9 protein-coding genes, 3 tRNA genes and 1 pseudogene are annotated in these 13550 nt (G+C 29.9%); 1 reads left to right on the top strand and 12 read right to left on the bottom strand.

Annotation, left to right across the window (positions count from 1 at the left end; translation table 11 throughout):
* Nucleotides 1-75 precede the first annotated feature (75 nt).
* From OLM55_RS09350 to OLM55_RS09290, 12 genes and pseudogenes are all read right to left on the bottom strand, one after another.
* Nucleotides 76-402 carry a helix-turn-helix domain-containing protein gene (locus OLM55_RS09350; protein ID WP_264558636.1) on the bottom strand — a complete coding sequence of 109 codons (327 nt, stop codon included), beginning with the start codon at nt 400-402 and terminating at the stop codon, nt 76-78.
* Nucleotides 402-3590 (bottom strand): type I restriction endonuclease subunit R, encoded by a 3189-nt coding sequence (locus OLM55_RS09345; RefSeq protein ID WP_264558635.1) that lies wholly within the window; start codon nt 3588-3590, stop codon nt 402-404. The genes OLM55_RS09350 and OLM55_RS09345 overlap by 1 nt, the downstream gene beginning before the upstream one ends.
* On the bottom strand, nt 3587-4051 hold the full coding sequence (locus OLM55_RS09340; RefSeq protein ID WP_264558634.1) for a DUF6998 domain-containing protein: 465 nt from the start codon (nt 4049-4051) through the stop codon (nt 3587-3589). The genes OLM55_RS09345 and OLM55_RS09340 overlap by 4 nt, the downstream gene beginning before the upstream one ends.
* A complete protein-coding gene (locus tag OLM55_RS09335) occupies nt 4051-5076 on the bottom strand; it encodes a hypothetical protein (RefSeq protein ID WP_264558633.1) in 1026 nt (341 codons plus the stop codon). Before OLM55_RS09335 ends, OLM55_RS09340 begins: the two co-directional genes overlap by 1 nt.
* Before the next feature lie 2 nt (nt 5077-5078).
* Nucleotides 5079-5300: a KTSC domain-containing protein gene (locus OLM55_RS09330; protein WP_264558632.1), complete on the bottom strand. Its 222-nt coding sequence runs from the start codon at nt 5298-5300 to the stop codon at nt 5079-5081.
* Complete coding sequence (locus OLM55_RS09325) at nt 5297-7081, bottom strand: ATP-binding protein (protein ID WP_264558631.1); 1785 nt, start codon at nt 7079-7081, stop codon at nt 5297-5299. Before OLM55_RS09325 ends, OLM55_RS09330 begins: the two co-directional genes overlap by 4 nt.
* Nucleotides 7068-8294 (bottom strand): SIR2 family protein, encoded by a 1227-nt coding sequence (locus OLM55_RS09320; RefSeq protein WP_264558630.1) that lies wholly within the window; start codon nt 8292-8294, stop codon nt 7068-7070. Before OLM55_RS09320 ends, OLM55_RS09325 begins: the two co-directional genes overlap by 14 nt.
* A gap of 31 nt (nt 8295-8325) precedes the next feature.
* Entirely contained in the window at nt 8326-9582 is a 1257-nt protein-coding gene (locus OLM55_RS09315; RefSeq protein ID WP_264558629.1) for a restriction endonuclease subunit S, read from the bottom strand.
* Nucleotides 9566-11133, bottom strand: a pseudogene (locus tag OLM55_RS09305) (N-6 DNA methylase). Before OLM55_RS09305 ends, OLM55_RS09315 begins: the two are co-directional and overlap by 17 nt.
* Nucleotides 11134-11798: 665 nt before the next feature.
* A tRNA-Arg gene (locus OLM55_RS09300) sits at nt 11799-11872 on the bottom strand.
* 14 nt (nt 11873-11886) lie between these two features.
* Nucleotides 11887-11961 (bottom strand) — tRNA-Pro (locus OLM55_RS09295).
* A 10-nt stretch (nt 11962-11971) separates the two neighbouring features.
* Nucleotides 11972-12055 (bottom strand) — tRNA-Ser (locus OLM55_RS09290).
* A gap of 274 nt (nt 12056-12329) precedes the next feature.
* Here OLM55_RS09290 and OLM55_RS09285 point away from each other — a divergent pair.
* A complete protein-coding gene (locus tag OLM55_RS09285; RefSeq protein WP_264558626.1) occupies nt 12330-13508 on the top strand; it encodes an acetyl-CoA C-acyltransferase in 1179 nt (392 codons plus the stop codon).
* Nucleotides 13509-13550: the final 42 nt, after the last annotated feature.

The following is a 13550-nucleotide window of genomic DNA, read 5'->3' as shown; positions in this document are numbered from 1 at the left end:
AAAAATGCTTAGTTTATTTGCTTGTGATTATTATAAATTGACAGTTATTAATCTTACATCGTTAAAGTAATTTCTTTAAATTTTGTTATCCAATTTACTTTTATCTATTATAATTTTGGTTAACTCTAAACCTATATTGATTAACTGTTTAACATCAAAAAAGTATTTATCTAAGTCTGATTTTTTAAAAAATAGTTTGCTCCCAAATTTATAATACGGTATGGTTTTACTACCTACTTTACCGTATATTTTAGGGACTGACATTTTTAAGTATTTTGACGCCTCGTTGATGTCCATTAATTCGTTTTCAATAGGAGTAAAATTGGTTTTATCTTTCAACTCTTTTATTTCATTCTCTATTCTATCTAAACGTTCTAAAATTAGTTCGAAAGGGTTTTCCATTAATTATACTTCTTAAAATTCTCAGCTTGTTCAAAGATTTCTTTATAAACTTCATCTCTATCAATTGGTGGATAACCATTGTCTGCTAATAAGATTATTAAACCCACTTTTAGTTCTGCTTTTATATCATCCCGTTTACTCCAATCCGTGTATTTAGCTTTATCATCTACAACTTCTTTTACTTTTTTAGCTAACAGTATTAATTTATCTTCAGGATAAGGAAAATCATATTTAATAGTTAGCGTCTTTAAAATATCGTAAAAGGCTTTTTCTTCAAAGTCAATTCCTAATTCTTTATAAGATTCATTTTCTTCTTGTAAAGCATAATATAGGTCAATAATTTCATTTGTAAAGTCTTCTAAAACTTCACTTCTAAGAATGTCGGTATCTTCTCTTTCGTTATATTTAGAAACTATTGATTCTAATCTTTTTGAGAAATCTACTCCTGCAACTTTATTGACTTTTTTCATTTTATCAATAGCTTGCTGCAATAGTTTTTGAAGCAGCTTAAACTTAGTATGTGGCAATTTTATTTTATCTAATTTAGCCAAATAATCTTCTGAAAAAATATCTACCTCAGTAGCTTCCTCTTCACCCAATTTAAATATTTCCTCTACTCCTTCACTCTCAATAGCTTCTTGAATCATAATTCTAACTTTATCATTCATTTGAGCAGAGTCTGGAGCAGTTCCTCTTGTTAGTTTATAAACTATGGAACGAATTGCCATGAAGAAATAAATTTTATCTTTTTCTTCTTGTGAGATTAGTTCACTACCAGAACAAATATCAAAAGCAGCTTTTAATCGTTTTACTATATTCATAAAACGATTTTCTATTTCTTTGGTAGTTTGAACAAACTCAGCACCTTTATTTAAAGTTTGTAATTGTTCTAAAGGACTACCTGTAAAATAACCATCTGAATTAAATTTATGAAATATTTTTTCTAATAAATCAATCTGATTCTTTACAATTATAACTGATTTTTCTACTTCTTCAATATTAGATTCTCCACCGTTATTATATTGAGCCAAAGCTAAATTCATTTGCTTTTTAATTCCAATATAATCTACTACCAATCCTTTTTCTTTTCCTTCAAATTTTCTGTTTACTCGGGAAATTGTTTGAATTAAATTATGTTTCTGAAGCGGTTTGTCAATATAAATAGCATCTAAAAACGGTACATCAAAACCTGTTAACCACATATCTACTACAATAGCAATCTTAAAATTAGAGTTTTCAAATTTAAACTGACGGTCTAATCCTTTTCTAAATTCTTTTGTTCCAAGTAAATCATATAATTCTTTTGGATCATCTTTTCCACGTGTCATTACCATTTTAACTCTTTCAATGGCTTTTAGTTCACGTTTTTCTGTTTCAGTAAGTAACTCTATGTTTTCTGCCTCTTTTTCTACACCCCATTCAGGTCTTAACTCAATAATATTTTTATATAAATCATATGCTATTTCTCTACTACTACAAACAAACATTACTTTACCTCTAACGCTTGAATTTTCTTCAATACGTCTATCATAATGTTTTACAAAATCTTCTGCAACAGCTTTTAACCTTGAAGGGTCGCCTAAAATGACATTCATTTGAGACATTGCTTTTTTGCTTTCCTCAATTTGATTTTCATTACTTCCTTCTTCAGCACATTGTTCGTAATACCCTTCTATTTCTTTCAGTTTATCATTGTGTAACATGACTTTTGCAGCACGACCTTCGTACACTAATCGAACGGTAATTTCATCAATTACAGACTCTCTCATTGTATATTCATCCACAATATCCCCAAATACATCAATCGTTGCGTCAATAGGTGTTCCAGTAAAACCAACATAAGTAGCATTTGGCAAAGAGTCGTGTAAGTATTTTGCAAATCCGTATGTTTTCTTAACTCCTCTTACATCATCATGTGTTACTTTTTGTTCTAAATTTGTTTGACTACGATGTGCTTCATCTGAAATACAAATTACATTTGTTCTATCTGTAAGTAATTGTGTGTCTTCTGTAAATTTATGGATAGTAGTTAAAAATACTCCTCCACTATTTCTTCCTTTTAATCTTTCTCTTAATTCTACTCTTGATTCAACACTAATTATTGTTTCATCACCAATAAAACCTTTTGCATTTGTAAACTGTCCAGATAATTGATCATCAAGATCCGTTCTGTCTGTAATAATTATAATGGTAGGGCTTTTGAAATAAGCACTACGCATTAACACTCTACTCAAAAACAACATCGTAAAACTCTTTCCACACCCTGTTGTTCCAAAGTATGTTCCGCCTTTACCATTACCATTAGGTTTCTGGTTTAGCTTAATACTATCGAATAATTTAATTGTTGCATAATATTGTGGATAACGACAAACTATTTTATCATTTCTTTTAGAGCTATCTGGTAAATAAATAAAATTTTGAATGATGTCACGAAGTCTATTACGATTAAACATTCCTTGAATTAAAGTAAACATAGCATCTATACCATCTACCTCTTTAACCATTCCTTCAATCTTACGCCAAGCATAGAAAAACTCATAAGGAGCAAAAAACGAACCTGCTTTGGTGTTTACTCCATCACTTATAACGCAAAAAGCATTGTATTTAAACAACTCCGGAATATCTCGCTTATAACGTGTTGTTATTTGAACGTATGCGTGGTTTAGTGTTGTATTTTCTTGAATAGCCGTTTTAAATTCAAAAACTACTAATGGAAAACCATTGATATATAAAATAAGGTCTGGAATACGCGTTTCGTAACCCTTAATTGCTAATTGATTAACAATTCTATATTGGTTGTTGTCTTTTTCAGAATAGTCTATTAATTGTATGTAAATATCCTTTTGAGCTCTATCTTCTCGTTTTAACAGAAAACCGTTACTCAACTTATCCATGAATGTTTTATTTGAATCATATAAATCTGAAGCAGGTAGCTTTTCAAATTCTCGAATAATCATTTGGATTTCGCTATCCGTAATGTTTTCACTTGTATATTGCGATTTTAAATATGCAATAATATCAGCATCAATTAAAACTTTTTCGGAAGTGATATGACCGTATAAAGTTGGTGGTTCAGACACTCCATTAAATTCTACTTTACGAATATCATTAACTACTTGGTGGACCATATCCTCCTGTTTGAGTAAATCAATAAATGATTGTTCTAATTGTGCTTCTGTGAATTTCATATCACTTGATTTAATAATTTTATTTTATCTTTTTCTAAAACCTCTTTATTTAACTCTCTTAAAACTCCTTTTGACAAAGTATAATATGTGTTTTTATAATGCTTTAACTTTCTAGGTTTTATATAATGTTCTAAGATATATGTTCCTGGACCATTAAACAGCTCTTCAATATCACCATTTTCTAAAATATTGATACTTAAAAAATAATCTGGTATTTTATCTTCTCCAAATGGAAAGTAACTATTGTTTTTAAAAGACGATTTAATTTGAACCATTCTACAAGTAGCTATTTCTTTTGCATCATGTTTAAAAGCATTTTCGCTTAATAATTCTAAGCCATACTTTTCTGCCGCCAACACTTCGCCAATATCACCTACTAAACGACCGTCTAAAGAAAAGCTACGTTTGTATTTTTCTTTGAGCGTTTTTGTGATTGACAGGAGTTGTTTTATTTCTTGCATTATAATTTCTCAATATCTTTTTCAACCAATTTAAACTTATCTTTTACATCCTCACCTAAATAAAAATCAAGCAAATCCTTTTTAGTTAAAGTACCTGATTCAAGGAATGATTTTAAATATTGCTGATTAAATTCGGCTAATAAAATTGATTTTTCAATTTGCTTTAAGATTTCTTTGTTGGTGTCAATATTCTGTTGAACTAAAGTTTTAATCTTTACAATTTCATTAATATCTTTAATAATACGATTAACTAATACCGCTAGTAAATCTTTATCTAATTCAATTGTTTTAGATTTTGTAGCAATGTCTCGAGCCAACATATATGCTATTCCTAAATTAGTATAATCTCCAGCTTGAGAATTAATAATTGCAACAAAACCAATTTCAGGTATATATCCAACATTATCACAGAATTTCAAAATTGAAATATCTACAACTGAAATATCAAAAACAATAATACTCACTTTGGAATTCCTATTTGCATTTGTTTCAATTAATTGACTCCATGCAGTATCTGTTTTTCGGATAAAAATATTATTATTTTCAATATCTCCAAGTTTTATACTCTTATCAAATTTACACTCAATACCAATTTTTAAATCTGAAGTTCCGTCAACTTCACAAATAATATCACCCGTTTTATTTTTCGGAATATATCCTGCTTTATTTCCTGTAAGTAATGCTTTGTCTTTAATTTTTTTCTTTAAAAAGAATTCATTTAAAAACTCCGCTATATCATCTTCAGCCAATGCTCCTTTTATTGTTGATTTATAGAAAAGTTCTTTTTTCATTTCAAAAATCATCTTTAAACTTTCAAGTTCAGTACCTAGCTCATTTGTTGTTTTTGATAAAAATGAAGCAATTCTATCTTCCATTAAAGCCAAAACACCAATGTATATGGCTTTAATCAATTTCGAATTTCTATCTTCTGAAGGTTGATTATTAAAGTAATTAAATACTACTTTATTTTCAATTTCAAACTCTTTTATTTCAACTCTTTTTAATTTTTGATTTAAATATATCATTATTATTCAATTCTTTCATATGGATAAACATTCTTGAAATTACTATTTAAATAAGAACCACAAGAAGTAGCTTCTATTAAGTTTTGAAATTCATGTTCAGGAACTCCTTTATAGACATAAATACTACCATTTAAAAATCTAACATAGACTTCTTGATTTTGTTCATCATATCCAATACTTTCTAGATTAGAAGAACTTACAGGTTTCATTTCAGGTAAACTCATAATTTATAATTTTTATTTCTCCAAGATTTTATTAAGTTTTTATATTCAGTTTGTGCGTCATCAATACTTTCTGACCATTTTTCAGAAGCTTTCGGATCTGAACTTTTAGGTGCATTAGCAATTTTAAAGAACTTTACTCTAGACGGAATTTTAACAGCTTCACCAGATATAAGTGCTTCACCTGTTCTTAAACTAGGCAATAAATCTACCATGCTCTGTAATTCATCCTGAACGGCTGATTTAATATGTCCTCTATCTTTTGAATTGTTCATTCGTAACGCAATCATTGTTCCACATTGACTTAATACGGTTTCATCAAGTTCAGAAGGTCTTTGCGTAACAAGTAATAATCCAACTCCATATTTTCTTCCTTCTTTTGCAATCATTTGAACTGTTCTTGATGAAATAGAATGTTCACCAGATTTTAAATAACTATGTGCTTCTTCCAAAACAATTAATAATGGTTGATTTTTACCTCCAACTTTTGTATTAACACCCCAAAATAAGCCATCATAAATAATTTTTAAAAGTGTACCAGAAATTGAAGACATAATTTCACTTGGGATTCCTGACAAGTCTAAAATAGTTATTGGTAATTCATTGCCAAGCCACTTAAAAAATAAGCTATCTAAATCTTCTTCAATCTTACCTTCTAAATCAGGTGTAAATTTACCAGGTGTAAATAAAAAACTATAACTACTATCATTTAATTTGTTTCTCATAGAATCTAAAAAACTAAGGAGTCCTTTAGCTTTTTGATTTAGAAATGGAGCACTATTACCCATACCTGCTGGAGTATACTCATTAGATATTAAACTATTCTCATTTCCAACTGTAATTAATGCGCTTAAACTTGTACGTGAAGTATCGGTAAAAGTTTGTTTTTCAAAATCAATTAAATCAAACCAAAGTTTATTAATACTAAAAGGAATTGGTGAATCTGCAGTAATTGATTCTTTAGTAACTTCTATTTCATTTTCTACGGCACTCTTTATTTTAGCTTCTACTACTTTTTCTCTAATATATTCTCTGTTCTGATCAGTTAAATTTCCTGAGAATATTTTCATTAATTCATTAAATGGTAAAGCCCAAAAAGGAATTTGTAGTTTATTGTCATCATCTTTAGAGTTTACATCTATAACTTTAGAGTATTTTGACAATGCATCATTATATTCTCCATGTGGGTCAATCACTAAAATTCTCGAACTAGGAAATTCTCTATTAGCAATTGATTGGAGCAAAACAGAAACTGAATTAGATTTTCCACTTCCAGTAGAACCTACAATTGCACAATGTCTTGAAATAAGTTTATCTAAGTCAATTTTAGCATCTAAACTTTCAGAAACACTAATATTACCAATAGTTATTGAATTAGAATCTTCATAACCACCATATATGATATCTAAGTCATTTATTGTGACCAAATGTACTTTATCTCCAGTTGTTGGAAATTGAGTTACACCTCTTTCAAATTTTTTTCCAATTTGTTCACCAGCTAATACAATATTAATCCATCTAGTATTCTTTAAGTGGTCGTAATCTTTTGCAACTGCTTCTCTTAAACTTTCTGGGATTGCTCCTGAGCCAATTTGGGTCACAATTCCATATAAATTTGCATAACCTAAAGGTATTCTAACAAATGAACCTATTTGTCCAACTCTGTAAACAATACCATCAATAATAGGCATGTCAGATTTTATATTATCAAAAAGCTTAACAGAAATACTATTTCCATTAATACTATCTATTTCACCGATTTCTGTAATTTTATTTTTTGCCATTTTCCCCTAACTTTTTGATTTCATTATCACTAATTATAGAATTAAGAAACATAACAAGTTTACCAAAATCAGGTAAAATAAATTCTCCTTTACCAGTCCATTCTCCGTTTTCTGTTTCTTCAATATTATAATATAAATCTATTTCATCATCTAGATTAGGTTTTGTTTTAATTATCCATTCTCCATAATTACCACCTATTACAGCTTCTTTCGAAGCATATATTGAAACTTTAGAATTATTTAAGCCAATTTTTGTAACATTCGAGTGTTCATTAATTCTATCATATTTATCAAAAATTAATCCAATTACATGAGAAGTTGTATTAGTTTTTAATGCTGAAATAATACGGGAATTAATATGTTCATCTCCCCAAGAATATCCACAAGTAATTAAAATTGTATCATCCTGTTTCAAAAAGTTAGATAACCTATCCAATAAACTTTCATACGGTTGTTTCTTAGAGTCTTTATATTTTAAAGTTGATGGATAAATCAATATATCATCATCATCAGGACTAACTCTTAGAATCTTTCCAGTATCTTCATCAAAATGCCAACCTAAAGAACCATGTATTTTCCACAGTTTAGTTTGATTAGTTAAAAATGAAAAATCTTCGACTGATTCAGGATTATAAAAAGCTCTTAGACTACCACAAAAACCATCGTAATAAGGTATTTCTTTATGTTCTAGTCCTAGTTCAAATAAAAAATCATAATTAGTTGTAAAAATTTCAATTGGAAATTTTCTTTCAGCTTGTCCAATCCAATTTGCAAAATCCGTTTGTACAAGTTCACTAACTACATCTTTATTCACTATTTTATTTTCAACATCAAGATGAACACTAACTTTTTTTCTAACACTCTTTTTTACTTCAGTTATTAATTTTATAAATTCTACTTTTTCAAGACCATTTAATTTAGATTTTCCAATAATTGAAACTTTTAATTCTAAGTTCGATAATATTGTTTCAATATTGAAATATTTAACTCCTAATTCTTCTTTTATTTCATCTAAAGCAATTTTATATTTTGGTTCTATTTTTTCTAAATCTTCAACAATTTCTATTGTCATTTTTCCAATTGCCGGAACAGTAAGTGATTTGCCACTTTTTTGAGATAAAGAACTTCCTGCTCCAAACAAAAAACCAATTTTCTTTTTATCAGAGATTAATATTTGTTGAATACCTCTAATATATTCCGAAGGATCATGCATGACTTTAAATTTTATAATTAATATTTTCTCTCTATTTTTCTATCGTCGCTAATTTCGAAAGCAACAAATCTTTTATTTCTACTAGTTTTCTATTCTCAATGTCTTTATTTAGCTTTTTTGTGTATATACTTTCGACAATCATTGAAATATCATTTATTACTTTCTTTATAGGAATAATAATAGGTAAAGAGGATATTGTTTCTAAACTTAAATTTGCTTGTACAGCTTGTTGTATATTGAAACTGTAATATTCTTTTTGCCAATTACTAAGGAACAAACCAAAAATATAAAACCTATTTATTTTTTTTTCATCAACTCTAATTATTGCAATTGCTTGATTTGTGTTAGCTGGCAAAATATACTTATCTACAATAGCAAATTTATCAAGTGTTCCTGCAATAGAATAACAAATATCATTCTCTTCTAAAATTGACCTATTCAATTCTTTATGAGTATTAAAATCAATAAAAGATATTTTATCTACATCAAACAAATGCATTTCTTTAAGTGACTCACCTTTGATGTATTTCACATATGCTATATCATTTTTTTCTGTAAACATTTGCTTGGGTGTTGTACCCTTTGTAATTTTAGTACAGTAATCACCTAAAATTCCTATTTCCCAACCCTCAGGAATCTCCTTTTCTAACTCCTCACACCAAACCATTTTCCCACCATTACTTTTATAAGGCATCTCGACTCCGCTCGATGTGACAAACGGAAACTCAAAATCCACAAACCAATGCTTGTAAATCGCTTGAGCAGTTTCTTCTAATTTGGTAATTAATTGATTATTTAGCGCAATACGGTTTTGAATGATATTGTATTCTCTAACAATTTCTTGTTGTTTTTCTAGTGAAGGAATTGGTAATTTTAAATCTAAAAATGCATTCATTGGCAAGCCACCACGAACATCTGCATCAGTATAAAACCAAGTATTCCTATCAAATTCTTTTCTCGAAAACCACATCATTAAATATTCTGGCAACAAAACATCTGTATCAATAATTTCAAAAACATCATAAGCAGGAGATACCATAAATGGTTCTTCTTTATCTGACAATGCAATAGGAATTCTATAATCTCGCCCAACGTGCATTCTATTGCAGGCAAATTGATTTTTTTTAACAATTTTATAATTAGTCATATCAGTTCCAATAACATTTGCAACTGAAGGCATGAAAAATTTATCGATATTGATACCTAATAATAAGGTTGCTTCGAGATTTACATTTTTTACTTTAATAGGATTAATATAATCTCCTAAGCGTTTATAATTCGACTTCATAACCTAATTCTTTAAACACGGTTAATAAATCGTTTTTAGATTGCGCTTCTGCTTTCAATAGTTCGGAAAACTCGGTTTGTAAACCTTTCATTTTATCTTCAAAATCGATGTTTTCATCACGGTTTATAAATTCAATATATTTACTTGGTACTAACGAATAGTCTTTGGCTACTACTTCCACTTTTGAAGCTGCATAACTAAATTCGGCAACGTCTTGGTATTTTGTTACATCCGTTTGCCAATTGTGGTAGGCTTCTGTAATTTCTGTAATATTTTCAGGAGAAAATTGAATAAACTTTTTTTCAAAAGGGATACCCACTTGTCTTAAATCCATGAATAATATCTCATTTTGTCTATCTCTATACTTTTTGGTTGTATCTGGTAATTTAACCGTTCTTTCTTTTTGTTTTTGTTTAATATCCATAACGTAACACTAATGTTAGTCGTATAAAACATATTTTGAGGTAAAATCACAATGGCTTCCACTATGTCATTTTCAATTAGTTTTCTTCTGATTTTATATTCTTCTCCACCACCAGAAAGTGCACCGTTTGCCAAGATAAAACCAGCTACACCATTTTCAGACAGCTTAGCTACCATGTTTAAAATCCATGCATAATTAGCATTACTTGTTGGTGGCACATCATAGCCTCTCCAACGTGGGTCGTCTATTAGTTCATCACTTGCTCTCCAGTCTTTTTGGTTGAATGGTGGGTTTGCCATTATGAAATCGGCTTTCAAATCTGGGTGTTGGTCTTTACCAAAAGTATCGGCAGGCACATCACCTAAATTAGCTGCTATTCCTCTAATAGCAAGGTTCATTTTGGCTAGTTTATAAGTAGTAGCCGTATATTCTTGTCCGTAAATGGAAATCTCTTTTTTGTCTCCATGATGGTTTTCAATAAACTTCATAGATTGTACAAACATACCACCAGAACCACAAGCAGGATCATAAATGACACCTTTGTACGGTTCAATCATTTCTGCAATAAGATTTACAATACTTTTTGGAGTATAGAACTCTCCTTTTCCTTTTCCTTCGGCTAAAGCAAACTTGCTTAAGAAGTATTCATACACACGTCCAACAATATCTGTTTGTTTGTCTTTTATAGTGTCAATGTTGTTTATAGTGTCCAACAAAGCTGCTAACTTACTCACGTCCATATTTAAACGAGAGAAGTAATTATCGGGTAAAGCTCCTTTTAAGGCTGGATTGTTTTTTTCAATAGTGTGTAAAGCCGTATCAATTTTTAATGCAATATCGTTTTGTTTGGAATTTTCTATAATGAATGTCCAACGTGCTTCTTCTGGTAAATAAAAAATGTTGGACATGTTATAGAATTCCTTCATTTCAAGGAATGCCTCTTTTTTGTCTGCAATTAATTCTCTTCTACGTTCTTCAAATTTATCACTGGCAAACTTTAAGAATATTAATCCCAGTACTACGTGCTTGTATTCTGAAGACTCAACTGTTCCTCTTAGCTTATTAGCTGAATCCCATAGTGTTTCTTCAATTGATTTTTCTTTTTTTGCTTTTACTGCTTTTGCCATTTTTATGATGTATACTTAAAAATATTTGAACTTTTTTTTAAAAATTTTACAACTAAACTGGATAGTTATAAAACGTGGTACACAAACTTACGAAAAGCAACTCAAGAAAAATTGTGGAAAACCTCAATTTGATTAAGAGTTATTAACAAAAAGTAAGAATTATATTAGATAAAGTATTAACTATGATAAAAATGAGTTAACTGTTTTCACGTACCATTCACGTACCATTCACGTACCATTCGCGTACCATTTGCGAACCAAATAAACTGTTTTCACGTACCACTCACGTACCACATAAATTAAATTTCACGTACGGTTCACGTACCTTTCACGTACTTCACGAACTTTTAACGTAATTTTACTTAAGTTTTGAGAGTAAAAACTTAAAAAAAATAAATATCAATAATTCCAATACACATTAAAATTTTACTTAAAAAATTTAATTAAGTACTATTTAAAGAACTATTAATCTAACTTAAATATTGTTTTTAGATTTAAAATTAAAAAAAATAATATAAAATTTACTAACTAAATTAGCGTATTATTAATTTAGATTAAGAGAAGTTACTGTAAAAAAAGAGAGATTTTTTCGGCATTTTTTCGGCAAAAAAAGACACAAAAAAACCGTAATCTATTGACTAGCAATATCATACGGTTTAATTCTGTGATCGCGCCAGGATTCGAACCTGGGACCTACTCATTAGAAGTGAGTTGCTCTATCCAGCTGAGCTACGCAACCATTAATCATTTTTGTCGGGGTGGCAGGATTCGAACCTGCGACCTCCTGCTCCCAAAGCAGGCGCGATGACCGGGCTACGCTACACCCCGAGAATAAAAGCGGAGAGACAGGGACTCGAACCCTGGCGACGGTTGCCCGTCGACAGATTAGCAATCTGCTCCATTACCACTCTGGCACCTCTCCTATCTCAATCTCTTGCATTAAAGAACTTATCCTTTTTTGCGATTGCAAATGTACACTTTCACTTCATATATCACAACATTTTTTACTTTTTTTTTAATAATAAAATCAAAAAAACATTGAAACAGTTCTAATTCAATAACATACATTTTAAAAAAAATCAATAAAAATTCACTTAAACAATCACTTTTTGCAAAAAAACTTTAATCAATGAAAAAATTATAGGATTAAAAATAAAAATAGTAAATTCGCATAACATTTAAAATTAAAAGAAAACATGAGTAAGAAAGTTGTAATTGTATCTGCTGTTAGAACTCCAATAGGAAGTTTCATGGGTGCTTTATCTACTGTTCCAGCAACTAAACTTGGTGCAGCAGCAATAAAAGGTGCTTTAAATAGAATTAATTTAGACCCAAATAAAGTTGATGAAGTTTTAATGGGTAATGTTGTTCAGGCAGGAAACGGACAAGCTCCGGCAAGACAAGCAGCGATTTACGCAGGATTACCAAATACAGTACCTTGTACAACAATTAACAAAGTTTGTGCTAGCGGTATGAAAGCTGTAATGCAAGGAGCACAAGCTATTATGAGTGGAGATGCAGAAGTTATTGTAGCTGGTGGAATGGAAAACATGAGTCTTATTCCTCACTATGTACATATGAGAAATGGAGTAAAGTTTGGACCAACTTCTCTTGTTGATGGAATGCAAAAAGACGGATTAGTTGACGCATATGATAACAATGCAATGGGAGTTGCAGCTGATTTATGCGCTTCTGAACATAAAATTTCTAGAGAAGACCAAGACAACTTTGCTATTCAATCTTATAAAAGATCTGCTAATGCTTGGGATGCTGGAAAGTTTGACTCAGAAATTGTACCTGTTGAAGTACCTCAAAGACGTGGAGATGCAATTATTGTATCTAGAGATGAAGAATATACTAATGTTAAATTAGATAAGATACCTGCACTTAATGCTGTTTTTACAAAAGAAGGAACAGTAACTGCTGCTAATGCTTCAACAATTAATGATGGTGCAGCAGCATTAGTATTAATGAGCGAAGAAAAAGCAAATGAGTTAGGTTTAAAACCTTTAGCATATATAAAATCATATGCAGATGCTGCACATGAACCTGTTTGGTTTACTACCGCACCTTCAAAAGCATTACCAATTGCACTAAAAAAAGCTAATTTATCTATTTCAGATGTTGACTTTTTTGAATTTAATGAAGCATTCTCTGTAGTAGGTTTAGCTAATGCTAAAATTTTAGGATTAGCTAATGATAAAATTAACGTAAACGGTGGAGCTGTTTCTTTAGGTCACCCTCTTGGGTGCTCTGGAGCAAGAATTATTGTAACTTTAATTAATGTTTTAGAACAAAATAATGCCAAAATTGGAGCTGCTGCTATTTGTAATGGTGGTGGTGGTGCTTCAGCAATTGTAATTGAAAAAGCATAATATTATAAATTATGAGTTGTAAAACTTATTTTACAACTCATA

The sequence above is a fragment of the Flavobacterium sp. N2270 genome (assembly GCF_025947225.1).
GTDB lineage: Bacteria > Bacteroidota > Bacteroidia > Flavobacteriales > Flavobacteriaceae > Flavobacterium.
Note: the sequence above shows the minus strand (reverse complement) of the source record. Positions and strands in the feature narration are given on the sequence as shown.

Coding starts and splice junctions, on each gene's coding strand:
- OLM55_RS09350 (WP_264558636.1), bottom strand. CDS start 402: ATGGAAAACCCTTTCGAACTAATTTTAGAACGTTTAGATAGAATAGAG.
- OLM55_RS09345 (WP_264558635.1), bottom strand. CDS start 3,590: ATGAAATTCACAGAAGCACAATTAGAACAATCATTTATTGATTTACTC.
- OLM55_RS09340 (WP_264558634.1), bottom strand. CDS start 4,051: ATGCAAGAAATAAAACAACTCCTGTCAATCACAAAAACGCTCAAAGAA.
- OLM55_RS09335 (WP_264558633.1), bottom strand. CDS start 5,076: ATGATATATTTAAATCAAAAATTAAAAAGAGTTGAAATAAAAGAGTTT.
- OLM55_RS09330 (WP_264558632.1), bottom strand. CDS start 5,300: ATGAGTTTACCTGAAATGAAACCTGTAAGTTCTTCTAATCTAGAAAGT.
- OLM55_RS09325 (WP_264558631.1), bottom strand. CDS start 7,081: ATGGCAAAAAATAAAATTACAGAAATCGGTGAAATAGATAGTATTAAT.
- OLM55_RS09320 (WP_264558630.1), bottom strand. CDS start 8,294: ATGCATGATCCTTCGGAATATATTAGAGGTATTCAACAAATATTAATC.
- OLM55_RS09315 (WP_264558629.1), bottom strand. CDS start 9,582: ATGAAGTCGAATTATAAACGCTTAGGAGATTATATTAATCCTATTAAA.
- OLM55_RS09285 (WP_264558626.1), top strand. CDS start 12,330: ATGAGTAAGAAAGTTGTAATTGTATCTGCTGTTAGAACTCCAATAGGA.